Below are 21,401 nucleotides of genomic sequence, written 5' to 3'. Positions count from 1 at the left end.
CCTGCCGGATCGCGAGCCCGCGCCTGTGGCCGCCTGGCTGCGACGTCATCCGCAGATCGAGATTGTCGCGCGGGATCGGAATGGCGGGTATGGCCGGGCAATCTCACAAGCTCTTCCGGACGCTATAGAGGTCGCCGACCGCTGGCATCTCCTCCAGAACGCAAGCGATGCGTTCCTGTCCGCAGTCCGCCGCGCGATGTCGCAAATCCGCAAGGTGGCCTATCATGCCGAACTCGACCCTGGCATCCTGACCGCCGCAGAGCGGCTGCAATATCAAGGGTTTCAGAGGCACCAGCAGACCAACGCACTGATCCGGCGCATGGGACGGGAAGGCGTGCCCATCAAGCGGATCGTCCGTATCACCGGGCTCAGCCGCGGGCTCGTCCGCCGCGTGCTTCGCGGCGAACGTGAAGACGTTTTCCGCCTTCGGCAGAACAGCCTGACACCCTGGTTCCCGGCACTGGAAAGGTATTGGCAAGACGGTTGCCGGAATGGCGCGGAACTCTGGCGCAGGCTGTGCGCGGACGGCTTCCAAGGGAGCCTCCGCGTCGTCGGGGAGTGGGCAACGCGCCAGCGCCGCGCCGAGGCGGCGATCCCGACCGGATCAGGGAAATGCCCTCCAAGCCGGCAGATCGCACGAATGATGACAACCGGTCGCCATCATCTCTCCAGGTCGGACAGTATTCTTGTCACCCAGGTTGAGCACGCCCTGCCGGCTTTGTCGCAGGCACGCCGGCTGCTTGATGCTTTCACGACGATGGTCCGCAACGGCGACRCCGCCGCGATGGCAGGCTGGCTGGAAGAAGCCAGCGGATCCGAGATGGCCGCATTCGCCCGGGGCCTCACTGCCGACTTGGATGCGGTGATGGCTGCGCTCCGCGAGCCATGGTCAAACGGWCAGACCGAGGGACAGATCAACAGGCTGAAGATGCTGAAACGGCAAATGTATGGGGCCGCAGGCATCGACCTGCTGCTTGCGCGTCTCCAACATTCAGCATGACGACACCACACAAAGTGAGTCGGACCCAATATTGCAGGCCGATTGACAACCGGTCCGCCGGAAGCGTCTGAGACGGCTAAAGAAACACTCGACCAGATGGCGCTCCTGGTAGGGCGTCCGGTCGAGCGGCCTGTTTCCGGCACGGCTGCGGTTGCGCTTGATCTGGGCGGTGGCCGACAGGTCATCGGCGATGAAATCGCCTAGGTCACCGCCTCATATGTCCGCAACCAGATGCGCAGAGCTGCGAGTTGGACGGAGGGGATGAAGTTGTCGTCGCGCTTGTCATAGCGGGCTGAGACGGCGCGGAAGTGTTTGAGCTTGTTGAAGAACCGCTCGATCCTGTTTCTTTGTTGATAGAGGATCGGATCGAAAGCCGGACGGCGCTTTCGCGTCGGCATCAGCCGGATGCAGGTTCCGGCCCCGCGCGCGGCGAGGCTGCGATGCGGGCCATCGCTGTCATAGCCCCGGTCGGCCAGCAGGGTCTGGCTGGTGCCGATGCTCCCGAGCATATCCGCCGCGGACCGGCCGTCATGCGCCTGGCCCTCGGTCAGTTTCAGGCGGATCGGGCGACCGAGAGCATCAGAGCATGGATCTTGATCGTCAGCTCGCCGCGCGCGCGACCCATGCAACGGGATCGGAGATGTTTTTTGGACCGTTGGCGACATGCTGGTGAACCCGGAACGAAGACGCGTCGATCATCTGGATATCGCCTTGGTAAGCTGCTGACACGGCTTGCAGAATGCGCGCCCAGTGCCCCGCCCGACGCCAGCGGTTGAAACGGTTCACGCAGGTCGTGTAAGGACCGTAGCGCGCTGGAACATCCGCCCAGGGCGCCCCGGTCCGCAGCCGCCAGAAAATGCCGTTCAGCACCCGCCGGTCATCCACCCGCTTCACCCCGCACACCTTGGTCGGAAGCAACGGCTGGATCACCGACCACTCGAAATCCGTCAGGTCAAAACGCGCCATGACAGCCTCCCTCGCCTGCGCAAAGTGAAGCACAGCGCGCCACATAAGGGAATCCAGTTTATGGGTATGTGACCGAGAGCCTGGGTGTCATGGGCGGCATCGGCGATGACATGCCCGTCCGCAAGGCCCGCGATCCGCCCTTCGGCCTGCGGGCTGTCGGCGCAATGGCCCGGTGTGATCGTGAGCCGGAGCGGCATGCCGGGCGCATCGACCGCGGCAGGGATCCTGGTCGTCAGCCCACCGCGGCACCCCCTTTTTGCGAGGTGGCATCGGCATGGACCTTCGAGACATTGCGCAGGCTCACTCGAACGCATGGCGTTCGCCCGCTCAGATCGATCAGCGCGCATTCGAAGCCGGGATCGGCGATCGACTCTTTGAAAAGACGCTCCCAAGCTCCCGCACGGGACCAGCGGCGGAACCGGGTGTGGACAGCTTTCCAATGCCCGGGCTCCAGCGGCAGGTCGCGCCAGGGCGAGGCGCCACGCGCCAGCCGCGGCACCGCGCCGATGAACAGCCGGTTGCCGGCACCACTGCGGCCCCGATCACCTGCCTTGCCGGGCAACAGCGGTGCGAGCCGTTCCCCTTGCCCGTCAGCTCGGGTCCGCCTGCCGCAAGATCGCCTCCGGTTTCGATCTGGAAGCAGAACTCACGCGACAAGCGAAGCCTCAGATCAAGACGCCGTCCAGGCGCTGCCGGCGCGGTGCCGCTCCAGCTGCTCCAGCGCGGCGATGGTGGCGTCATAGCTGCTGCCGGCCTTGGGAAAGCGCGCCTTGCGGCTGCGATAGAAGGCCAGCCATTTCGGCAGTTCCTCCAGAGGATAGGTGGCGGACCAGATGGTTCCGGTAAGGGTAAAGGTGGATTCGTCATGCGTCACTTTCATGAGCGTCTTTTGCGACCGCCGGCCCGCCGCATCAAGATCCCGGCCGTCCCGGCGGTGCGGTCGGCAAAATAATGCAGGTTAAAACTCGGGAAATGCCTGCCGCCCCTTGTTCTTTTCCCGTCCGGCCCCTAGAAGGCGCCCCGGAAAACTGGTGATGCTGGGGGCAAGGGAATGCCGCTTCTGGTGATGAAATTCGGCGGCACCTCGGTTGCCGACCTGGACCGCATCAAGAACGCAGCGCTGAAGGTTCAGCGCGAGGTCGAGCGTGGCTATGACGTGATCGTCATCGTCAGCGCCATGTCGGGCAAGACGAACGAGCTGGTCGGCTGGGTCGAGGCGACCTCGCCCCTGTTCGACGCGCGCGAATACGACGCCGTCGTCGCCTCGGGCGAGAACGTCACCGCCGGGCTGATGGCGCTGACCTTGCAGGAGCTGGGCGTGCCCGCGCGCAGCTGGCAGGGCTGGCAGGTGCCGATCAACACCACCTCGCAGCATTCGGCGGCGCGTTTCGTCAGCATTCCGCGTCAGAATATCGACCAGAAATTCGCCGAGGGCATGCGGGTTGCCGTGGTCGCGGGCTTCCAGGGGCTGGGCTCGGACAACCGCATCACCACGCTGGGCCGCGGCGGTTCGGATACCACCGCCGTCGCCTTCGCCGCCGCCTTCGGGGCCGAGCGTTGCGACATCTATACCGATGTGGACGGGGTCTATACCACCGATCCGCGCATCACCTCGAAAGCGCGCAAGTTGAAGAAGATCGCCTTCGAGGAGATGTTGGAACTGGCCAGCCTGGGCGCCAAGGTGCTCCAGACCCGCTCGGTCGAGCTGGCGATGCGCTACAAGGTCCGCCTGCGGGTGCTGTCCTCGTTCGAGGAAACCGACGAGAACAGCGGCACCCTGGTCTGCGATGAGGATGAAATCATGGAATCGAAAGTCGTCAACGGCGTCGCCTATTCCCGCGAGGAGGCCAAGATCACCCTGGTCACCGTCGAGGACCGTCCCGGCATCTCGGCCGCGATCTTCGCGCCCCTGGCCGAGGCCGGCGTGAACGTGGACATGATCGTGCAGAACATCTCGGAAAAGGATTACGAGGATCACCCCGGTTCTGTGACCGACATGACCTTTTCCTGCCCGGTGAACCAGGTCGCCCGCGCCCGCAAGGCGATGGAGGACGCCAAGGCCGCCGGCCATATCGCCTATGACGATCTGGTCGTGGATACCGAGGTCGCCAAGGTCTCGGTCGTGGGCATCGGCATGCGCAGCCATGCCGGCGTCGCTGCGCGCATGTTCAAGGCGCTGGCCGATGAAAACATCAACATCAAGGTGATTTCCACCAGCGAGATCAAGATTTCGGTGCTGATCGACCGTAAGTATATGGAACTGGCGGTTCAGGCGCTGCATGATGCCTTCGAACTGGAAAAGCCCTGAATCCGGGCCGATAGGCTGAAGCGGGAGGATTATGCCCGAACGCAAGGACAGCGACTCGCGCAAGCTGCTGCGGCGGCTGCGCGAAACCTTGGCCGCCCCCGGGGGCGGTCAACACCGTCTGGACCAGATCACCCATCACATCGCCGATTCGATGGGAACCGAGGTTTGCTCGATCTATCTTTTCCGCGATGCCGACACGCTTGAGCTGTGCGCGACCGAGGGTCTGAGGCCCGAATCGGTGCACCAGACCCGGCTGCGCCTGGGCGAGGGGCTGGTCGGTCGCGTCGCCCGCACCGGGCGGCATGTGAACACCGCCAACGCCCCCGCCGAGCCCGGTTTCCGCTACATGCCGGAGACCGGCGAGGAGGTCTATTCCAGCTTTCTCGGCGTGCCGATCCAGCGCGTGGGCGAGAAGCTCGGCGTGCTGGTGGTGCAATCCCGCGACGCCCGCCAGTTTAGCGAGGACGAGGTCTACGGCCTGGAGGTCGTCGCCATGGTGCTGGCCGAGATGGCCGAGCTGGGCGCCTTTCTGGGCTCGCAGGCCGACAGCCTGCCGCAGCACCACCGCTTTCCGGTCATGTTCCGCGGCGGCACCGGGCAGGAGGGCTGCGCCGAGGGCCGCGTCTGGCTGCACGAGCCGCGGGTGGTGGTCACCAACCCGGTCGCCGACGATCCGCAGAAGGAAAAGGCCCGGCTGACCGAGGCCGTGGCCATGCTGCGCACCACGGTCGATTCCATGCTGGCCGCCACCGATATGGGCGGGGGCGATTCGGCCGAGGTCATGGAAACCTATCGCATGTTCGCCCATTCCCGCAGCTGGTTGCGTCGGATGGAGGAGGCGATCGAACTGGGCCTGTCCGCCGAGGCGGCGGTCGAGAAGGAACAGAGCCAGGCCCGCGCCCGGCTGGAAAGCGCTGCCGATCCCTATTTGCGCGACCGGCTGCACGATCTCGACGATCTGTCGAACCGGCTGTTGCGCATCCTGACCGGGCAGGGCCGCGACACCGGCGCCGAGATGCCCGACGACCCGATCCTGGTCGCCCGCAACATCGGCCCGGCCGAATTGCTGGACTATGGCCGGCGCCTCAAGGGCGTGGTTCTGGAGGAGGGTTCGGTCGGCAGCCATGCCGCCATCGTCGCCCGGGCGCTGGCGATCCCGCTGGTGATCCATGCCGAGCGCGTCACCTCCGAGGCGCTGAACGGCGATCCGATCCTAGTCGATGGCGATATGGGCACGGTGCATCTGCGCCCCGAGGAGACCGTCGCCAAGGCCTTCCGCGACAAGATGGCCATGCAGGCCGAGGCGCAAAAGCGTTACGCCGGGCTGCGCGACCTGCCCGCCACCGCGAAATGCGGCACCACCGTCCAGCTTTACATGAATGCCGGGCTGATGGCCGACCTGCCCAGCCTGGAAAGCTCGGGCGCCGAGGGGGTGGGGCTGTTCCGCACCGAGTTGCAGTTCCTGACCCGCACCAAGGTGCCGCGCCGGGGCGAGCTGGCGGCGCTTTACGCTCATGTGCTGGACAATGCCCATGGCAAGCCGGTGATGTTCCGCACGCTGGACATCGGTTCGGACAAGGTGCTGCCCTATATGAAGCCGCAGGACGAGCCGAACCCGGCCATGGGCTGGCGGGCGATCCGCGTCGGCCTGGACAAGCGCGGCGTCTTGCGGATGCAGTTGCAGGCGCTGATCCGCGCCGCCGTGGGGCGGCCGCTCTATGTCATGTTCCCCTTCATCACCGAGATGGGCGAGTTCGAGGAGGCGCACAAGCTGTTGATGGAGCAGCTGGCGCGCGAGCAGCGGCTGGGCCATGCCATGCCCTCGGACATCCGCGTCGGCGCCATGCTGGAAACGCCCTCGCTGGCCTTCGCGCCGAAGAAATTTTTCGAGATGTGCGACTTCATCTCGGTGGGCGGCAACGATCTGAAGCAGTTCTTCTTTGCCGCCGACCGCGAGAACGAGCGCGTGCGCCGGCGCTATGACACGCTGAACACCTCGTTCATCACCCTGCTCGACCAGATCGTGCGGCGCTGCGACGAGGCGCGGGTGCCGGTCTCGTTCTGCGGCGAGGATGCCGGCCGGCCGATCGAGGCGGTGACGCTTGCGGCGCTCGGCTTCCGGCGGCTGTCGATGCGCCCGGCCTCGATCGGGCCGGTCAAGCACCTGATCCGGCGGGTGGACCTGAACGAGTTGAAGCGGGTGATCGACGATGCCCGCACCCTGGGCGAGACGAACCTGCGGCGCTGCATCACCGAATGGCTGGCGCGGCAGTGACGGATCGACGGGCCGCGCATGGGCTGCCCGGCCGCTACTGCCCGCAGAAGCGCAGATGCCCGTCGGCGCCCTGCTCGCGCCGCACCCCGATGCCGTAAAGCCGGGTCAGGTTTTCGGCGGTCAGGGTGCTTTCGATGCCGCCGCAGGCGATCACGCCATCGCGATTCATCAGCAAGGCATGATCGCCAAGCGCGGCGGCCTGGTCGGGGTCGTGGCTGGACAGGATCACGCCGATGCCCGCACCGGCCAGGTCCCGGATCGCCCGGCCCACCCTGATCCGGTTGGCGAAATCGAGGCTAGCGGTCGGCTCGTCCATGACGATGGCCCCGGCATCCTGCGCCAGCGCCCGGGCGATCAGCACCAGCTGGCGCTGGCCGCCCGACAGCCGCGTCACATCCGAATGCGCCAGACCGGCGATGCCCAGCATGTCCAGAGCCGCCATGGCCCGTTCGGTCTCGGGCCTGCCGGGCCGGTCGAAGGGGCCGAGCTGCGCGGCCGCGCCCATCAGCACGATGTCGAGCGCGCTGAAGGCGAAGGGCGTGACCAGCGCCTGCGGCACATGTGCCAGATGGCGGGCGATGCGGGCGCGGGTCAATCGGGCCAGCGGCTGACCGTCCAGCGCGATCTCGCCGGCGATGGGCGGGATCAGGCCCAGCAGCGTGCGGAACAGCGTGGTCTTGCCGGCGCCGTTCGGGCCCAGAAGGCACAGAACCCGCCCGGCATCGAGGCGCAGGTCGATGCCCGCGATCAGCGCCCGGCCGCGATGGCCGACGGCAAGGCCGCGGGCCTCGATCAGCGGCGTCACTCGCTCCATGGCCTTGCCCCGCGCGCCAGCAGCCAGACGAAGACCGGGGCGCCAAGCACCGCGGTCAGGATGCCCAGCGGCACCTCGAGCGTGGCGATGCTGCGGGCGGCGGTATCGACCAGCACCATGAAGCCGGCGCCGATCAGGATGGCAGCGGGCAGCAGCCGGTCGAAGCGCGGCCCGGTGACCAGCCGCGCCATATGCGGCACCATCAGCCCGATCCAGCCGATCACCCCGGCCAGCGCCACCGCCGCCGCCGTCATCAGCGTGGCGCAGACGATGACCAGCAGGCGCAGGCGCGTCGCGTCGATGCCCATGGCGCGGGCCTCGTCGTCGCCCATCGCCAGCATCCCGATCCGCCAGCGCAGGGCCAGCAGCGGCGCGGCTCCGACCAGCAGCGCCGGCAGCGCGGCGGCCAGATCCGGGCGCTTTACGCCGGCCAGGCTGCCCATCAGCCAGAAGGTGATGGCGGGCAACTGCTGTTCGGGATCCGCCAGCAGCTTGACCAGCGAAATGCCCGCCCCGGCCAGCGCCCCGATGGCGATGCCGCACAACACCAGGACCAGCACCTGACCGGCGCCGCGCAGGGCCAGGGTCAGGCCAAGGACCAGCCCCACCGTCGCCAGCCCCATGGCAAAGCCCAGAATCTGGATCGCCATGATCGGCAGCCCGATCAGGATGCCCAGCACCGCGCCGAAACCGGCCCCGGCCGACACGCCCAGGATATCCGGCGAGACCAGCGGGTTGCGGAACGTCGTCTGATAGGCCGCCCCGGCCGCCGCCAGCGCCGCGCCGACCATGGCCCCGGCCAGCACGCGCGGCAGGCGGATGTTCCACAGCACCGTCACCGCCTGCGGGTCCGACCTGTCCCCGGCCAGGACCGCCAGGATCCGGCCGGGCGACAGGGCGAAAGGCCCGGTCGCCGCCGCGGCCAGCATCGCCGCGACCAGCCCCAGCGCCAGAAGGCCGGTCAGGCTGCGATCACTCACCCAGCAGGTCCGTCAGTGCCGCCGCGCCGGGGCGCACGCCATAAAAGAGCTCGTAGAAATCGGCGATCGCGGCCCGCAGGTCGCCCGTCGCGGCCTGCGGATATAGCTTATGCGACAGCCAGATCAGCCCCGCCAGCCGGTTGACCGAGGGCGGCGCGTCGATGAAGCCGAAGGGCGCCGCGGGCGCCAGATGGACCCGGCCATTCGCCACCGCCGGAATGCCCTGCCATTCCGGCATCCGGGCGACATTGGCGGCGAAATCCCGGTCGATGGTGATGATGACCTCGGGCGCCCAGGCCTGGACCTGTTCGGCCGAGACGGTGGCAAGGCCGCGGGTCTCGGCCACGGCCACGTTGCGGGCGCCGGCGCGCTCGATGATCTCGGCATTGATCGAGCCCCTTGCCGGGGTCTCCAGCCCCTCGGGACCGCGCGCCAGATAGACGGTCGGGCGGTCCTGTTCCGGTATCCTGGCCAGCAGGGCGTCCAGATCGGCGAGGGTCTTTTCGGCATAGGCCGCCAGTTCCTCGCCGCGGCGGGGCACGCCAAGGATGCCGGCCATCTCGCGGATCCCCTGCGGCATATGGGCGAAACGGCCGTCGATCAGGGCATAGGGCAGGTCCACCTGAGCCTGGATGCGCGCGGCAAGGTCGATATAGGTGTCGTTGACCGTCCCGTAATCGACGATCAGATCCGGGGCGGAGGCCAGCAGGACCTCGAGGTTCAGCGTGTCGCCCCGGCCGGTCAGGCGGCCAAGCTCGGGTAGGCCGGCGATCTCGGGGCGCAGAAAGGGCAGCGCCTCGGGCCTGGGGGCGCTGACCCAGCCGATCATCGCCTCGGGCTTCAGCGCATAAAGCAGCACGGCAGCCGGGGGGCCGGCGGCAAAGACCCGGGCCGGATCGGCGGGGACCTGCACCGCGCGCCCGGTGGCGTCGGTGACAGTCCGCGCATCGAAGGCGGGCAGGGGCAGGGCGAGGGCCGCAGCCAGCAGGGCACCGGCAAATGCGCGGCGGCAAAGCGGTATCATGGCGCGGCTCCGAATTCGGCCTTGATGTCGATCAGCGGCGTGCCGTCCAGGCAGTCGAGCCCGCGCACGGTCAGCATCGGCCCGTCCACGGCCAAAAGCCGCACCACGGACGAAGCCACCGGATTGGGCCGGACGGGCGAGCGCAGCGCGAAGGTCCCCGTCGCGCCGTCGCCGTAATTCGGGTTCTGCAACACCAGATCGCGCCGTGCCTGGTGCATCCAGTAAAGGATTTGCAGGCGGCCGTGTTTCGCGATGCCCGAAAGGCCCGGCGCCCAGGGCTCGAAAAGCTCGATCCGGCAGTCGGGGCCGTTGTCCGGGTCGCCACGGCGCGGGCATTCGCCGCGTCCGGTCCAAGGCGTGTGGATGCGGCCGATGAACCAGAGCTGCGCGTCGAAGCGACCCGGCGTCGGCACGGCCAGCTCATGCGGCCGCAGAGCGTCGGCGCTGGATTCAGTCATCGGCCCCGATCCGGCACGCCGGATGCCTTGATCTCCGCCGGGGCGCAGACGTCGGCAGCCGTTACCGCTCCGGCATCGATCTCGGGCGGGGTCCCGGGCAGGGCGTTTCTGGCGCGGAACTGCATGACGGTCACCTCTGGATCGGGTTCAGGCGGCCGCCGGCTTTGCACAGGCGGCTTGCAGCCAGCCGAAGACCGGCCCTTCATCGGCCGGCAGCGGCAGGGCGCGGCCGTCCACAAAGGTCAGGAAAGCGTCGCGCCAAGGGGGCGAGACCCCGACCAGAACCGGAATCCCGCGCGCGCAGGCCTCGCCGATGGCGGCGACGAGACCGCGTCCGGTCGCCTCCTGCTTGCCGAACTTGTTGACGACCAGCCCCTGCGCTGCGGGCAACCGTTCCTGGACGACCAGCACCGCCTGTTCCAGCGCGCCCGCATCCAGCCGGCAGCCGGTGACGCCCGGTTGCAGGGGAAAGCTGATGTCGCGCCGCGCCCCATCCGGCAGCAGGGCAAGGACGATATGGCATTTTTCCTGGGCTGAGCCCGGGTCGACCGGCTGCACCGTCCCCGCCAGCCCGATCCCGGCGCGTGCCGCCCGTTCGGCCACCGCGGCCAGCACCGCGTCGGTCCTGCGCTCATCCTGCGAGCAGACATATCGGATATTCATGCTCATCCCCTTTGGTCCATGCGGCAGGCTGCCGGCGATGTGCATGATGAAGCACATCGTAGGCCAATGACAAGGGGGTGGAATCGTTCCCGGCCCCGTCGAAAGCCTTCGCGTTGGGGTCCAGTGCTTGCATTCGCGCGAGTTTCGTTATGTCTATGAAAATATAACGAATCCCCCGACGCCAAATGGGGAAGCTTCTGGAGGGACATATGCGAGGAAAAACAAGGGCCGGGCTGCTGGGGGTGGCCGCGATCTGGCTGATGCCGATGGCGGCGGTGGCGCAGGATCAGCCGGCAGAAGGCCACAGCTTCGTGCTGGGCACGATCATCATCAAGGCCGAGGATGACGGCAGCCGCGGCGGCACCTCCTCGACCGTCGCCGCCGAAGACATCCTGCGCCAGAACCGCGCCACGCTGGACGATGCGCTACGCACCGTGCCGGGGGTGGCGATCGGCAATACCGGCGGCAGCCGGAACGAGCGGCTGGTCTATGTCCGCGGTTTCGACCGCTTTCAGGTGCCGCTGTCGATCGATGGCATCCGTGTCTATCTGCCTGCCGACAACCGGCTGGACTACGGCCGCTTCCTGACACCCGACCTGTCCCAGATCCAGGTGCAAAAAGGCTATGTCTCGGTGCTGAACGGGCCGGGCGGCATGGGCGGGGCGATCAACCTCGTCACCCGCCAGCCGACCGAACCCTTCGAGGGCGAGGCGCGTCTGGGCGTCGAGGCCGGCAATCGCGGCGACATCTCGGCCCGCTCGGGCTTCCTGTCCATGGGGACCCGGCAGCAGGATTTCTGGCTGCAAGGCAGCTATCTGCGGCGCGACAGCGACGGCTTCTACCTGTCGCGCGACTATATGCCGCGCCCGCAGCAAGGCGCCGGGCTGCGCGACAATTCGGATACCGAGGATAGCCGCCTGAACCTGAAGGCGGGCTGGACGCCGAATGCGACGGACGAATATGTCCTCAGCTATACCCGGCAGGCCGGGGCGAAGAAGGCGCCCTATAATGTCGATCAGCCGATCAGCGGCATTCCGGGCACCGGCGACGGCCGGGCGCAGCGGGACTGGACATGGCCGGAATGGGATCTGGACAGCCTCGCCTTCTATTCGCACACCCAACTGGGCGGCGGCTATCTGAAGACCCGCGCCTATTACAACCATTTCGACAATCTCTTGTCGTCCTGGGACGACAGCACGCACAGCAGCCAGACCCAGCGCCGCGCCTTTGACAGCCGCTACAAGGACCGCGCATGGGGGCTGAGCCTCGAGGCCGGGGCCGAGCTTGGTGCCGGCAACACCTTGCGCGGCGCGCTGCATTACCGCCGCGACCGGCATGACAGCATCCAGCACAACCAGCCCGACCTTGGCGGTCCGTCCGACCCGACCGAGCGCAGCGAGGAGGAAACCTGGTCGCTGGCGCTTGAGAATACCTGGCAGGCACGCCCCGACCTCAGTGTGATCGCCGGGGCGAGCTTCGACCGGGCCGAGGTGCTGAAGGCCGACCGCACCGCTGATGACGATGGCCTGCCCACCGGCTCCTCCGACGCCGTGAACTGGCAGCTGGCCGCGATCTGGCAGCCTGCCGACCGGGGCGCGTTCCACGCCAGCCTGTCCTCGCGAACGCGCTTCCCGACGCTTTTCGACCGCTACAGCACCCGCTTCGGCGCTGCGATCCCCAACCCGGACCTGAAATCCGAGCGCGCGCTGAATCTCGAACTGGGCTATAGCGGCGAGATCGGCCCCGCCATCGTCAGCGGCGCGCTGTTCTACAGCAAGGTCGACGACATGATCCAGTCGGTGCCGGTCGATACCGACGAGGAGGGCAACCTGATCAGCCAGAGCCAGAACGTGGGCGACGGCACCTATAAGGGGTTCGAGATCGCGGCGAACTGGCAGATCGGCGCCCGTATCGGGCTGGTGGCGCACTATGCCTATCTGCATCGCGGCATCACCGATCCGGTGCGCGTCGATTACCGCCCGACCGACACGCCCCGCCACGAGGCCTTCCTGCGGCTGGACTGGCAGGCGCTGGACAATCTCACCGTCTCGCCCTCGGTCGAGGTTTCGAGCTCCCGGCTGTCGGAAAGCGCGATCCAGCCTGACGATCCGTCGCTGATCGCCTATAGCCGCATGGGCGGCTTCGCGCTGGTCAATCTGGATTTCGACTGGCGGGCGACCGACAGCGCCAGCATCGTCTTCGGGGTCCGCAACCTGTTTGATCGCAACTACGCGCTGGTCGAGGGTTTTCCCGAACCGGGCCGCAACTTCTACCTGACGACCCGCGTCACCTTCTGAATCCTGCCGCGGCGGGGGCCGCCGACGCCCTGGCGCCGCGGTTCCTGTCGTCGTTGTGCGGAATCCATTTGTGGACGCTGGGTGGGGATCTCGTCGCCATGCGACGGCTGGCCATGGCTGCCCGCGTCGCAGCGGACCTGCTTCGCCTTGGCGCAGGTCCTTGGGCGACAGGGTGCGTGGCGACGCCGCAAGCCGCAGCACGGCGCCCCTCGATCTGCACATGACGCGTTCGTCAAGAGCCGCGACTCTCTCGCCGTCGTGGCGCGGTTGGGCCAGTCACATCAGCAAATCAGAGGCGTTCAACTGCTCCAGCCCGCCCAGGTTGATCGTCAGTTCGGCCCTGCCGTCGCCGTCCAGATCGACCAGAAGCCGATGCGCCCCGGGCTGCGACCAGTCGACACGGACTTGTCCAGGCCCGGAGAAACCATCGCTGCCGATGAAGGTCAGTTCTAGGCCCGAGAGGTCGATCCTGTCCTCTCCCGACTGGAAGTCCAGGATGAAGTCGGTGCTGCCGTCCAGGTCTTCGGCGGCCGAGAAGACGAAGACATCGGCCCCCAGCCCGCCAACCAGCGTGTCGGAACCGCTTCCACCCGCCAGCGTGTCATTGCCGTCGCCGCCCTGGATCAGGTCATGGCCGTCGCCGCCGCCGAGCAGATCGTTGCCGGCATCGCCGAACAGGCTGTCATGGCCCGCGCCGCCGAACAGGGTGTCGTCGCCGTCTCCGCCAAGGAGCTCATCATTGCCCGGCCCCCCGTCCAGCGTGTCATTGCCGTCGCCGCCCTGGATCAGGTCATGGCCGTCGCCGCCGCCGAGTAGATCGTTGCCGGCATCGCCGAACAGGCTGTCATGGCCCGCGCCGCCGAACAGGGTGTCGTTTCCGTCGCCGCCAAACAGTTCGTCATTGCCCGTGCCCCCGTCCAGCAGATCGTCGCCGAGACCGCCATAAAGCAGGTCGTGACCGTCGCCGCCATGGAGGACATCCCTGCCCGCATCGCCGTAAAGCGTGTCATTGCCGGCACCGCCGTTCAGCGCATCGTCGCCGTCGCCTCCCCGCAGCAGATCATACCCAACGCTGCCAAGGATGGTGTCGTTGCCCCGACCGCCTTCGAGGAGGTCATCGCCCGCATCACCCTGGAGCAGGTCATCGCCGTCCTCTCCTCGCAGCGTGTCATTGCCGTTGCCGCCATAGAGCAGGTCGTTGCCAAGGCCGCCGAAAAGCAGGTCATCGCCATCATGGCCGGCCAGGGTGTCGTTTCCGCCATCGCCGCGCAGCGTATCGTTTCCGKYGCCGCCGACCAGGCTGTCATTGCCGTTGCCGCCCTGAAGCAGGTCGTTGCCATCGCCGCCGAAAAGCTGGTCATGGCCATCATGGCCGGCCAGGGTGTCGTTTCCGCCATCGCCGCGCAGCGTATCGTTTCCGGCGCCGCCGACCAGGCTGTCATTGCCGTTGCCGCCATGAAGCAGATCATTGCCGTCGCCGCCGAAAAGCTGGTCATGGCCATCATGGCCGGCCAGGGTGTCGTTGCCGCCATCGCCGCGCAATGTATCGTTTCCGTTGCCGCCGACCAGGCTGTCATTGCCGTTGCCGCCGTGAAGCAGGTCGTTGCCGTCGCCGCCAAAGAGCTGATCGTGGCCATCATGGCCGGCCAGGGTGTCGTTGCCGCCATCGCCGCGCAATGTATCGTTTCCGGCGCCGCCGACCAGGCTGTCATTGCCGTTGCCGCCCTGAAGCAGATCATTGCCATTGCCGCCGAACAGCCGGTCATTGCCGTCACCGCCATAAAGCCGGTCGTTGCCATCGCGCCCTTCCAGCGTGTCGTTGCCGAGCGCGCCATCAAGATTGTCGTCGCCCGGCCCGCCCAGCAGCAGGTCGTTGCCGGCTTCGCCAAAGACGTCCGAGCCGTTCCGCCCCGCGGTCAGCGTGTCGTTGCGCGGGGTGCCGGCCACCGTCGTGCGCATGTTCGGCGGCGCGTAATGGGCGATGGGGAAAAGCGAATTGTCGAAGGCGTTCGCCTGGAGCATCGAGTTGTCCCGTGTCATGAGCCAGATAACCGAGTTGCCGTAAAAGATCTTGATTCCATAGCTTTGCGGACTGAACACCAGTTGCGCCGTGCTGCGGATCATGCCCAGGAAGGACAGGTCCAGCCGGTCCACGCCCGGCTCGAAATCGGTGACGGTGATCCTGCCGTTGACCTCCATCGGCACGAAGACATCCGCGCCCGCGCCGCCGGTCATCTGCACCGGGCTGCTGCCGGCGATCAGGATGTCGTCGCCCGCGCCGCCGTCCAGGCCGCGCGTCTCGGCGCTGGCCTGCATCATGTCGTTGCCCTCGGTGCCGGACTGCCAGCCTGCGCCGACGACCCGGGTCAGGCCGATTCCGCCCGGCTCGAACACGAATTGGGTGATGCCGCTTTCCGTCCGGGACGAGACGAAAAGCGCGATCTTGCCGTCGATCACCAGCGCCGAAAGCGCCGAGACATCGGCCAGCGCCCGGTCGTCGGTATCGCCGAGCGTGGCCAGATGCATCAGCCGGCCCTCGGGCAGCACGGTGAAGACGCTGATGCCGTCATCGCCACCGCCGACAAAGACGAAGGCGCGGCCGTCCATGGTCACGGTCTCGAGCGCGGTGGCGCCGGCAAAGCGCGTGCTGCGTTCGTCGATGACGTGATCGACCGGCAAAAGCTCGCCCTCATAGGTCAGCCGCATGGTGGTCAGCGACGAGCTTTGCGCCGCGGCGACCACCAGATAGGTCACGCCGCCGACCGTGACCGTGCCCAGGTGGCTGGGCTGGTCCATGCCAAGGCCGCGATAGGACCAGAGCATCTGCGCCGTGCCCACCGAACCGTCGGCATGGATCATCTGCACCGCGATATAATTGCCCGTGGCCGAGGCCGAGACGATGAAGCTGTGGTCGCCCAGCGTGGCAACCAGCATGTCGTCGATCTCGGTGCCCTGGCTGCCCGAGCCAAGCGGCAGCATGGCCTGGGTGACATGACTGACCGCGCCGTTGCCGTCCAGCCGCCAGATGTCGAAGGCGGTTTGCCCGTCCCGGGCCGAATAAAGGAAATTGCCCAGCGGTGTCTGGAACTGGCCCAGCCGGATCACGTTGCCCGGCAGCGCGCCCGGTCCGGTCAGTTGCGCGCTGTCGCGAAACCCGCCCTCGCCATCCAGCCGGATGCCGGCGCCGAGCGCGTCGCGCAGCCCGGTGCCGAACAGCACCGGTTCGTTGCCCAGCGTGACGATGCTGGCGTTCGGAATGCCGGCATAGCCCAGCGAGGCGGCATGGGGCTGGGCGCCGATCATTTCGATCGGCCGGTCAGCCGAAGTGATGCGATAGGCGGCAATGCCGCCCCCGACATGGGTGATGCTGTAAAGCGCATAGCCGTCCGGTCCCGCATATGTCCGCAGATTCGTGATATTGGTCACGAAGGGCGCCTGTGGGCCGATATAGGTGGCGACGTGACGGTAACGCATTGTGGGATTCGCTTGTGGCGGGGCTGGTGTGGCGGGGCAGGATCGTGTCCCGACAGGGTGCCCAACAGCCCCCCGAAGTCACGCATAATTCCCCGTGCATTTTAATCTACGCGGGCATAGGTTTGGCGCCGCCGCGCGGCTTGCGTGCATTCGGGAGTTCCTCCATACGCGTTCCTGCGTGAAGCAAATCTGGTAGTGACAGATGCAGATCCAAAAGACCTCGCTTCCGGGCGTTCTGGTCCTCGTTCCGCGGCGGTTTGGCGATGATCGCGGGTTCTTTTGCGAAAGCTGGAGCCGAAAGACCCTGCATGGGGTGGGGCTCGATCTGCCGGAATTCGTTCAGGATAACCATTCGTTATCCGCCGCGGGGGGCACCTTGCGGGGGCTGCATTTCCAGGCCCCTCCGCATGCCCAGGGCAAGCTGGTGCGCTGCGGGCGCGGGCGGCTTTTCGACGTGGCGGTCGATATCCGCAAGGGCAGCCCGACCTATGGGCGATGGACCGGCGCCGAGCTTTCCTTCGAGAACGGCCGGCAGCTCTGGATTCCGCCGGGCTTTCTGCATGGTTTCGTCACGCGCGAGCCGGATACGGAAATCCTTTATAAATGTACGGATTATTACGCGCCGGATTGCGACGGGGCGGTGGCTTGGGACAGTATCGGCATCGACTGGGGTGTTGCCGGACAGCCGATCCTGTCGGCCAAGGACGCGGGCGCCCCGGCATTGAATGAGTTCGATAGCCCTTTCACCTATGAAGGGCCTTTTGATTACGAGGCAAGATTATGAAGATTGTGGTGACCGGGGGCGCGGGGTTCATCGGTTCGGCCGTGGTGCGGCTGGCGGTGGCGCGGGGGCATCGGGTGGTGAATCTCGATTCGCTGACCTATGCCGCCAATCTGGAGAATGTGGCCTCGGTCGCCGGAAGCCCGCTCTATGCCTTCGAACAGGCGGATATTCGCGACCGTGCCGCGCTGGATCGGGTGCTGGCCGCGCATCAGCCCGACGCCATCATGCACTTGGCCGCCGAAAGCCATGTGGACCGTTCGATCGACGGACCGGGCGCCTTCATCGAGACCAACGTGACCGGCACCTACAACCTGCTCGAGGCGGCGCGGGCCTACTGGACCGCGCAGGACCGGCCCGAGCGGTTCCGGTTCCACCATATCTCGACCGACGAGGTCTTCGGCTCGCTGGGCGAGACCGGCCAGTTCACCGAGGACACGCCCTATGACCCGCGCAGCCCCTATTCGGCGTCCAAGGCGGCCTCGGACCATCTGGTCCGCGCGTGGCACGAGACCTATGGCCTGCCGATGGTGCTGACCAATTGCTCGAACAATTACGGGCCTTTCCACTTCCCGGAAAAGCTGGTGCCGGTGGTGATCCTGAACGCGCTGCACGGCCGGCCGATCCCGGTCTATGGCGACGGCGGCAATGTCCGCGACTGGCTCTATGTCGAGGATCACGCCGACGCGTTGCTGCTGGTGCTGGAAAAGGGCCGCATCGGCCGCAGCTACAATATCGGCGGCGAGAACGAGGCGCGAAACATCGACCTGGTGCGCAGCATCTGCGCGCATATGGACCGGCTGCGCCCGGATGCCGCGCCGCATGACCGGCTGATCACCTTCGTCACTGACCGCCCCGGCCACGACCGACGCTATGCCATCGACCCGACCCGCATCCGCAGCGAGTTGGGCTGGCGCCCCTCGGTCACGGTCGAGGAGGGGCTGAGGCGCACCGTCGAATGGTATCTGGCCAACGAGGGCTGGTGGCGGCCGCTGCTGACCCGACAGGGCGTCGGCGAAAGGCTCGGCACGGCATGAAGGGCCTGCTGGTCTTTGGCCGCACCGGGCAGGTGGCGACCGAGCTGGCGCGGCTGGCCCCCGGGGCGCGCTTCCTGGGCCGCGATCAGGCCGAGCTGACCGATCCCGCCGCCTGCGCCGCGGCGATCCGCGCAGCCGATTGCACAGCGGTGCTGAATGCCGCGGCCTATACGGCCGTCGACCGTGCCGAATCCGAACCCGAGCTGGCCCGCGCCATCAATGCCGAGGCCCCCGCCGCCATGGCCCGGGCCGCGACGGAGATCGGCGTGCCTTTCCTGCATATTTCGACCGATTACGTCTTCGACGGCTCGGGTGAGCGGCCCTGGGCCGAGTCCGACCCGACCGGCCCGCTGGGCGTCTATGGCGCGACCAAGCTGGCCGGAGAGCAGGGTATCGCCGCGGCAGGCGGGCAATGGGCGGTGCTGCGCACCTCCTGGGTGTTTTCGGCCCATGGCGCGAATTTCGTCCGGACTATGCTGCGGCTGGGCGCCGAGCGCGACGAGTTGCGCGTCGTCGCCGACCAGCAGGGCGGCCCGACCCCGGCGGCCGACATCGCCGCCGCCTGCCTCGCCATGCTGGGCGCCATGCAGGCCGATGCCGGCCGCGGCGGCATCTATCATTTCGCGGGCGGTCCCGATACCAGCTGGGCCGGTTTCGCGCGCGAGATCGTGGCGCAGGCGGGGCTGGCCTGCCGCGTCACCGAGATTTCAACGGCGGATTATCCCGCCCCCGCCCGGCGCCCGGCCAATTCGCGCCTGAACTGCGCCGCCATTCTGCGGGATTTCGGCATCAGTCGCCCCGACTGGCGCGCCGGTCTCGCCAAGGTCTTGCAGGAGCTGAAACCATGACCCAATCCGAAAATTCCGCCAGCCGCCGCAAGGGCATCATCCTGGCCGGCGGTTCGGGCACCCGGCTCTATCCGATCACCATGGGCGTGTCGAAACAGCTGCTGCCGATCTATGACAAGCCGATGATCTATTACCCGATCACCGTGCTGATGCTGTCCGGCATCCGCGAGATCGCCATCATCACCACGCCCGAGGATCAGGACCAGTTCCGCCGCCTGCTGGGCGATGGCAGCCAATGGGGGCTCAGCTTCGACTATCTGGTGCAGCCCTCGCCCGACGGGCTGGCGCAGGCCTATCTGCTGGCCGAGGATTTCCTGGCAGGCAGCGCCTCGGCCATGGTTCTGGGCGACAACATCTTTTTCGGCCATGGCCTGCCGCTGCTGCTCGATGCCGCCGATCGCCGGGAAACCGGCGGCACCGTGTTCGGATACCAGGTTTCCGATCCGGAGCGCTACGGCGTCGTCGATTTCGACCAGGCGGGCCGGGCGCGGGCCATCATCGAAAAGCCAGCCCAGCCGCCGTCGAATTTTGCGGTCACTGGGCTTTACTTCCTGGACGGGACGGCGCCACGCCGGGCGGCCGAGGTTCGGCCCTCGGCCCGGGGCGAGCTGGAGATCACCACGCTGCTGGAAAGCTATCTGCACGAGGGCCAGCTGAGCGTCGAAAAGATGGGCCGCGGTTTCGCCTGGCTGGATACCGGCACGCATGCGAGCCTGCTGGATGCCGGAAATTTCGTGCGGACGCTGGAAAACCGGCAGGGCCTGCAAACCGGCTGCCCCGAGGAGATCGCCTTCCAGGCCGGCTGGATTTCCGCCGACGATCTGCGGGCAAGGGCGGGGCTATTCTCGAAAAACGCCTATGGCCGCTATCTGATGCGCCTGTTGGGCGAGGCGGACTAGCCGCACTCTCCGGCAGGGTGTGCAATCCGCATCGCAGGCAAGTTTCGCCGCCTGCCGGATCGTGGCCGGCGATCCTCCGCCGGGCAGATCTTCGCCGGCTCGCCGGGGATCGCAGCCGCGTGGCCCGGGCAAGCCGGCGGTGCTGCTTTATCCCCAGCGCGCGCCCTGCTAAGGAGTGCTCCGCAAGAATCCCGGTTTCGCCCATTCCGCAAGCCAACCCCATGAGCGCCTCTTGAGCCAGCCTGATCCTTCCTCTCCGGTCGTCGCAGCCGTCGTCGTCACCTTCAACCGGCTGCGGCACCTGAAGAAGACGCTGGCCCGCCTGCTGTCCGAGCCGCTCGATCACGTCGTGGTGGTCGAAAACGGCTCGACCGACGGCACACGCGACTGGCTGGCCGGGCAGGCGATCCGCGGCTTGTCGTCATCGAAATGCCCGGCAATGGCGGCGGTGCGCTGGGATTCGAGGTCGGCATGCGCGAGGCTCGCTTGCGCCTGAATCCCGACTGGCTGGTGCTGATGGATGACGATGCCCGCCCGAGCACCGGCACGATCACGCGCTTCCGGCAGGGATTGGCGGCGGGTCATTGGCCCGGTGCCGAGGCGCTGGCGGCGGCGGTGCGCTTTCCCGGCGGCCGGATCTGCGAGATGAATCGGCCCTGGGTCAATCCTTTCGGCAGGCTGTCGGTTTTTCTGCGGGTGCTGGCGGGCGGCGGCCGCGCGGCATTCCACATCCCCGACAGCGCCTATGATGTCCAAGCCCCCCGGCCGCTGGACGGCACGTCCTTCGTCGGCTTCTTCGTGTCCCGCGACGGCGTGGCCCGTGCCGGCTATCCCGACGGGCGGCTGTTCATCTATGGCGATGACGTGCTTTATTCGCTGGGGCTGACCCAGGCGGGCGGGCGGCTGCTTTTCGCCCCGGACCTGGAGTTCGAGCACGATTGCGAGACGCAGACGGCAGGGGCGATGCCCCGGCCGCTCTGGAAGGTGTATTACCTGCATCGCAACGCCTGGTTCGTCTATCGTCGCGTTGCCGGCCGGCTGTTTTTCCCGCCGCTGATGGCGCTGATGCTGCCGAAATGGCTGAGCAAGGGCCGCCTGCTGCCCGCCGATGAGCGGCGCATATGCCGCCGGCTGATCCGTCTGGCGGTCAGGGACGCCTTTCATGGCCATCTCGACCGCAGCCATGCCGAAATCATGGCCTGGGCCAATGGCTCCGACGGTGCTGCTGTCGGAGCCGATGGTGCCCTTGGCGGCACCAATGGCGCCGGGACTGGCCGGCCCGCTGGTGGCGACCGCTGAGGCGTTGCTCATCTCCGGCCCCTTGCGCGGCCTATCCGCTGACGATCCAGCAACGAGGATCAGGGTGCCCAGATCAGCGCGGCGGCTTGATGCCCGCTCCGGGATCGGCTTGTGTTCAGTCGCAGTCGCAGTCGCAGTCGCAGTCGCAGTCGCAGTCGCAGTCGCAGTCGCAGTCGCAGTCGCAGTCGCAGTCGCAGTCGCAGTCGCAGTCGCAGTCGCAGTCGCAGTCGCAGTCGCAGTCGCAGTCGCAGTCGCAGTCGCAGTCGCAGTCGCAGTCG

Annotated in this window: 18 protein-coding genes and 1 pseudogene; 10 read left to right on the top strand and 9 right to left on the bottom strand. The window is 67.2% G+C overall.

Annotated features, from left to right (window positions below):
• Positions 1-1,000 (top strand): transposase (locus tag AQY21_RS14965; RefSeq protein ID WP_161906028.1); only part of this gene is annotated, 1,000 nt, incomplete at its 5' end.
• Between the two features lie 200 nt (positions 1,001-1,200).
• On the opposite strand, the pseudogene AQY21_RS27940 reads toward AQY21_RS14965, so the two are convergent.
• The 3 genes and pseudogenes from AQY21_RS27940 to AQY21_RS14945 form a co-directional block, all read right to left on the bottom strand.
• Positions 1,201-1,966: pseudogene (locus AQY21_RS27940) on the bottom strand (IS5 family transposase).
• Between the two features lie 232 nt (positions 1,967-2,198).
• On the bottom strand, positions 2,199-2,609 hold the full coding sequence (locus tag AQY21_RS14950; protein WP_058098421.1) for a transposase: 411 nt from the start codon (positions 2,607-2,609) through the stop codon (positions 2,199-2,201).
• 27 nt (positions 2,610-2,636) lie between these two features.
• Complete coding sequence (locus tag AQY21_RS14945) at positions 2,637-2,846, bottom strand: hypothetical protein (protein ID WP_058098420.1); 210 nt, start codon at positions 2,844-2,846, stop codon at positions 2,637-2,639.
• A gap of 171 nt (positions 2,847-3,017) precedes the next feature.
• On the opposite strand from AQY21_RS14945, the gene AQY21_RS14940 reads away from it, so the two are divergent.
• Together AQY21_RS14940 and ptsP are read left to right on the top strand one after the other, a co-directional pair.
• The gene (locus AQY21_RS14940) at positions 3,018-4,274 is read left to right on the top strand and encodes an aspartate kinase (protein ID WP_058098419.1); all 1,257 of its coding nucleotides are present in this window, start codon (positions 3,018-3,020) and stop codon (positions 4,272-4,274) included.
• Positions 4,275-4,305: 31 nt separating this feature from the next.
• Positions 4,306-6,549: a phosphoenolpyruvate--protein phosphotransferase gene (gene ptsP, locus AQY21_RS14935; RefSeq protein ID WP_058098418.1), complete on the top strand. Its 2,244-nt coding sequence runs from the start codon at positions 4,306-4,308 to the stop codon at positions 6,547-6,549.
• A 34-nt stretch (positions 6,550-6,583) separates the two neighbouring features.
• On the opposite strand, the gene AQY21_RS14930 is transcribed toward ptsP, so the two are convergent.
• The 5 genes from AQY21_RS14930 to AQY21_RS14910 all read right to left on the bottom strand — a co-directional run bounded on the left by AQY21_RS14930 (position 6,584) and on the right by AQY21_RS14910 (position 10,488).
• On the bottom strand, positions 6,584-7,363 hold the full coding sequence (locus tag AQY21_RS14930; RefSeq protein WP_058098417.1) for an ABC transporter ATP-binding protein: 780 nt from the start codon (positions 7,361-7,363) through the stop codon (positions 6,584-6,586).
• A complete protein-coding gene (locus tag AQY21_RS14925; RefSeq protein ID WP_238986797.1) occupies positions 7,351-8,343 on the bottom strand; it encodes an iron ABC transporter permease in 993 nt (330 codons plus the stop codon). The genes AQY21_RS14930 and AQY21_RS14925 overlap by 13 nt, the downstream gene beginning before the upstream one ends.
• A complete protein-coding gene (locus tag AQY21_RS14920; RefSeq protein WP_058098416.1) occupies positions 8,336-9,367 on the bottom strand; it encodes an ABC transporter substrate-binding protein in 1,032 nt (343 codons plus the stop codon). Before AQY21_RS14920 ends, AQY21_RS14925 begins: the two co-directional genes overlap by 8 nt.
• Entirely contained in the window at positions 9,364-9,825 is a 462-nt protein-coding gene (locus AQY21_RS14915; protein ID WP_058098415.1) for an SAM-dependent methyltransferase, read from the bottom strand. The genes AQY21_RS14920 and AQY21_RS14915 overlap by 4 nt, the downstream gene beginning before the upstream one ends.
• 147 nt (positions 9,826-9,972) lie before the next feature.
• On the bottom strand, positions 9,973-10,488 hold the full coding sequence (locus AQY21_RS14910) for a DUF2478 domain-containing protein (RefSeq protein WP_058098424.1): 516 nt from the start codon (positions 10,486-10,488) through the stop codon (positions 9,973-9,975).
• Positions 10,489-10,697: 209 nt separating this feature from the next.
• Here AQY21_RS14910 and AQY21_RS14905 point away from each other — a divergent pair, with 209 nt between their 5' ends.
• Positions 10,698-12,785 (top strand): TonB-dependent siderophore receptor, encoded by a 2,088-nt coding sequence (locus AQY21_RS14905; protein ID WP_058098414.1) that lies wholly within the window; start codon positions 10,698-10,700, stop codon positions 12,783-12,785.
• A gap of 276 nt (positions 12,786-13,061) precedes the next feature.
• Here the strand turns inward: AQY21_RS14905 and AQY21_RS14900 are convergent, their stop codons facing one another.
• Positions 13,062-16,259 (bottom strand): calcium-binding protein, encoded by a 3,198-nt coding sequence (locus tag AQY21_RS14900; protein ID WP_058098413.1) that lies wholly within the window; start codon positions 16,257-16,259, stop codon positions 13,062-13,064.
• A 202-nt stretch (positions 16,260-16,461) separates the two neighbouring features.
• Here AQY21_RS14900 and rfbC point away from each other — a divergent pair, with 202 nt between their 5' ends.
• The 6 genes from rfbC to AQY21_RS14875 all read left to right on the top strand — a co-directional run bounded on the left by rfbC (position 16,462) and on the right by AQY21_RS14875 (position 21,123).
• The gene (rfbC, locus tag AQY21_RS14895) at positions 16,462-17,043 is read left to right on the top strand and encodes a dTDP-4-dehydrorhamnose 3,5-epimerase (RefSeq protein ID WP_058098412.1); all 582 of its coding nucleotides are present in this window, start codon (positions 16,462-16,464) and stop codon (positions 17,041-17,043) included.
• A complete protein-coding gene (rfbB, locus tag AQY21_RS14890; RefSeq protein WP_058098411.1) occupies positions 17,040-18,077 on the top strand; it encodes a dTDP-glucose 4,6-dehydratase in 1,038 nt (345 codons plus the stop codon). The genes rfbC and rfbB overlap by 4 nt, the downstream gene beginning before the upstream one ends.
• On the top strand, positions 18,074-18,925 hold the full coding sequence (gene rfbD / locus AQY21_RS14885; RefSeq protein WP_058098410.1) for a dTDP-4-dehydrorhamnose reductase: 852 nt from the start codon (positions 18,074-18,076) through the stop codon (positions 18,923-18,925). Before rfbB ends, rfbD begins: the two co-directional genes overlap by 4 nt.
• Complete coding sequence (gene rfbA / locus AQY21_RS14880) at positions 18,922-19,824, top strand: glucose-1-phosphate thymidylyltransferase RfbA (RefSeq protein WP_058098409.1); 903 nt, start codon at positions 18,922-18,924, stop codon at positions 19,822-19,824. Before rfbD ends, rfbA begins: the two co-directional genes overlap by 4 nt.
• A gap of 232 nt (positions 19,825-20,056) precedes the next feature.
• The gene (locus AQY21_RS29830; RefSeq protein WP_238986796.1) at positions 20,057-20,320 is read left to right on the top strand and encodes a glycosyltransferase; all 264 of its coding nucleotides are present in this window, start codon (positions 20,057-20,059) and stop codon (positions 20,318-20,320) included.
• A complete protein-coding gene (locus AQY21_RS14875) occupies positions 20,296-21,123 on the top strand; it encodes a glycosyltransferase (RefSeq protein ID WP_238986795.1) in 828 nt (275 codons plus the stop codon). The genes AQY21_RS29830 and AQY21_RS14875 overlap by 25 nt, the downstream gene beginning before the upstream one ends.
• Positions 21,124-21,401 lie beyond the last annotated feature (278 nt).

Origin of the sequence: Paracoccus sp. MKU1, assembly GCF_001447385.1 — a bacterium.
GTDB lineage: Bacteria > Pseudomonadota > Alphaproteobacteria > Rhodobacterales > Rhodobacteraceae > Paracoccus.
This window is presented reverse-complemented; position numbering and strand designations above follow the sequence as displayed.

Coding starts and splice junctions, on each gene's coding strand:
- ptsP (WP_058098418.1), top strand. CDS start 4,306: ATGCCCGAACGCAAGGACAGCGACTCGCGCAAGCTGCTGCGGCGGCTG.
- AQY21_RS14930 (WP_058098417.1), bottom strand. CDS start 7,363: ATGGAGCGAGTGACGCCGCTGATCGAGGCCCGCGGCCTTGCCGTCGGC.
- rfbD (WP_058098410.1), top strand. CDS start 18,074: ATGAAGGGCCTGCTGGTCTTTGGCCGCACCGGGCAGGTGGCGACCGAG.
- AQY21_RS14875 (WP_238986795.1), top strand. CDS start 20,296: ATGCGCGAGGCTCGCTTGCGCCTGAATCCCGACTGGCTGGTGCTGATG.
- AQY21_RS14910 (WP_058098424.1), bottom strand. CDS start 10,488: ATGAATATCCGATATGTCTGCTCGCAGGATGAGCGCAGGACCGACGCG.
- AQY21_RS14915 (WP_058098415.1), bottom strand. CDS start 9,825: ATGACTGAATCCAGCGCCGACGCTCTGCGGCCGCATGAGCTGGCCGTG.
- rfbC (WP_058098412.1), top strand. CDS start 16,462: ATGCAGATCCAAAAGACCTCGCTTCCGGGCGTTCTGGTCCTCGTTCCG.
- AQY21_RS14920 (WP_058098416.1), bottom strand. CDS start 9,367: ATGATACCGCTTTGCCGCCGCGCATTTGCCGGTGCCCTGCTGGCTGCG.
- rfbB (WP_058098411.1), top strand. CDS start 17,040: ATGAAGATTGTGGTGACCGGGGGCGCGGGGTTCATCGGTTCGGCCGTG.
- AQY21_RS14905 (WP_058098414.1), top strand. CDS start 10,698: ATGCGAGGAAAAACAAGGGCCGGGCTGCTGGGGGTGGCCGCGATCTGG.
- rfbA (WP_058098409.1), top strand. CDS start 18,922: ATGACCCAATCCGAAAATTCCGCCAGCCGCCGCAAGGGCATCATCCTG.
- AQY21_RS14945 (WP_058098420.1), bottom strand. CDS start 2,846: ATGAAAGTGACGCATGACGAATCCACCTTTACCCTTACCGGAACCATC.
- AQY21_RS14940 (WP_058098419.1), top strand. CDS start 3,018: ATGCCGCTTCTGGTGATGAAATTCGGCGGCACCTCGGTTGCCGACCTG.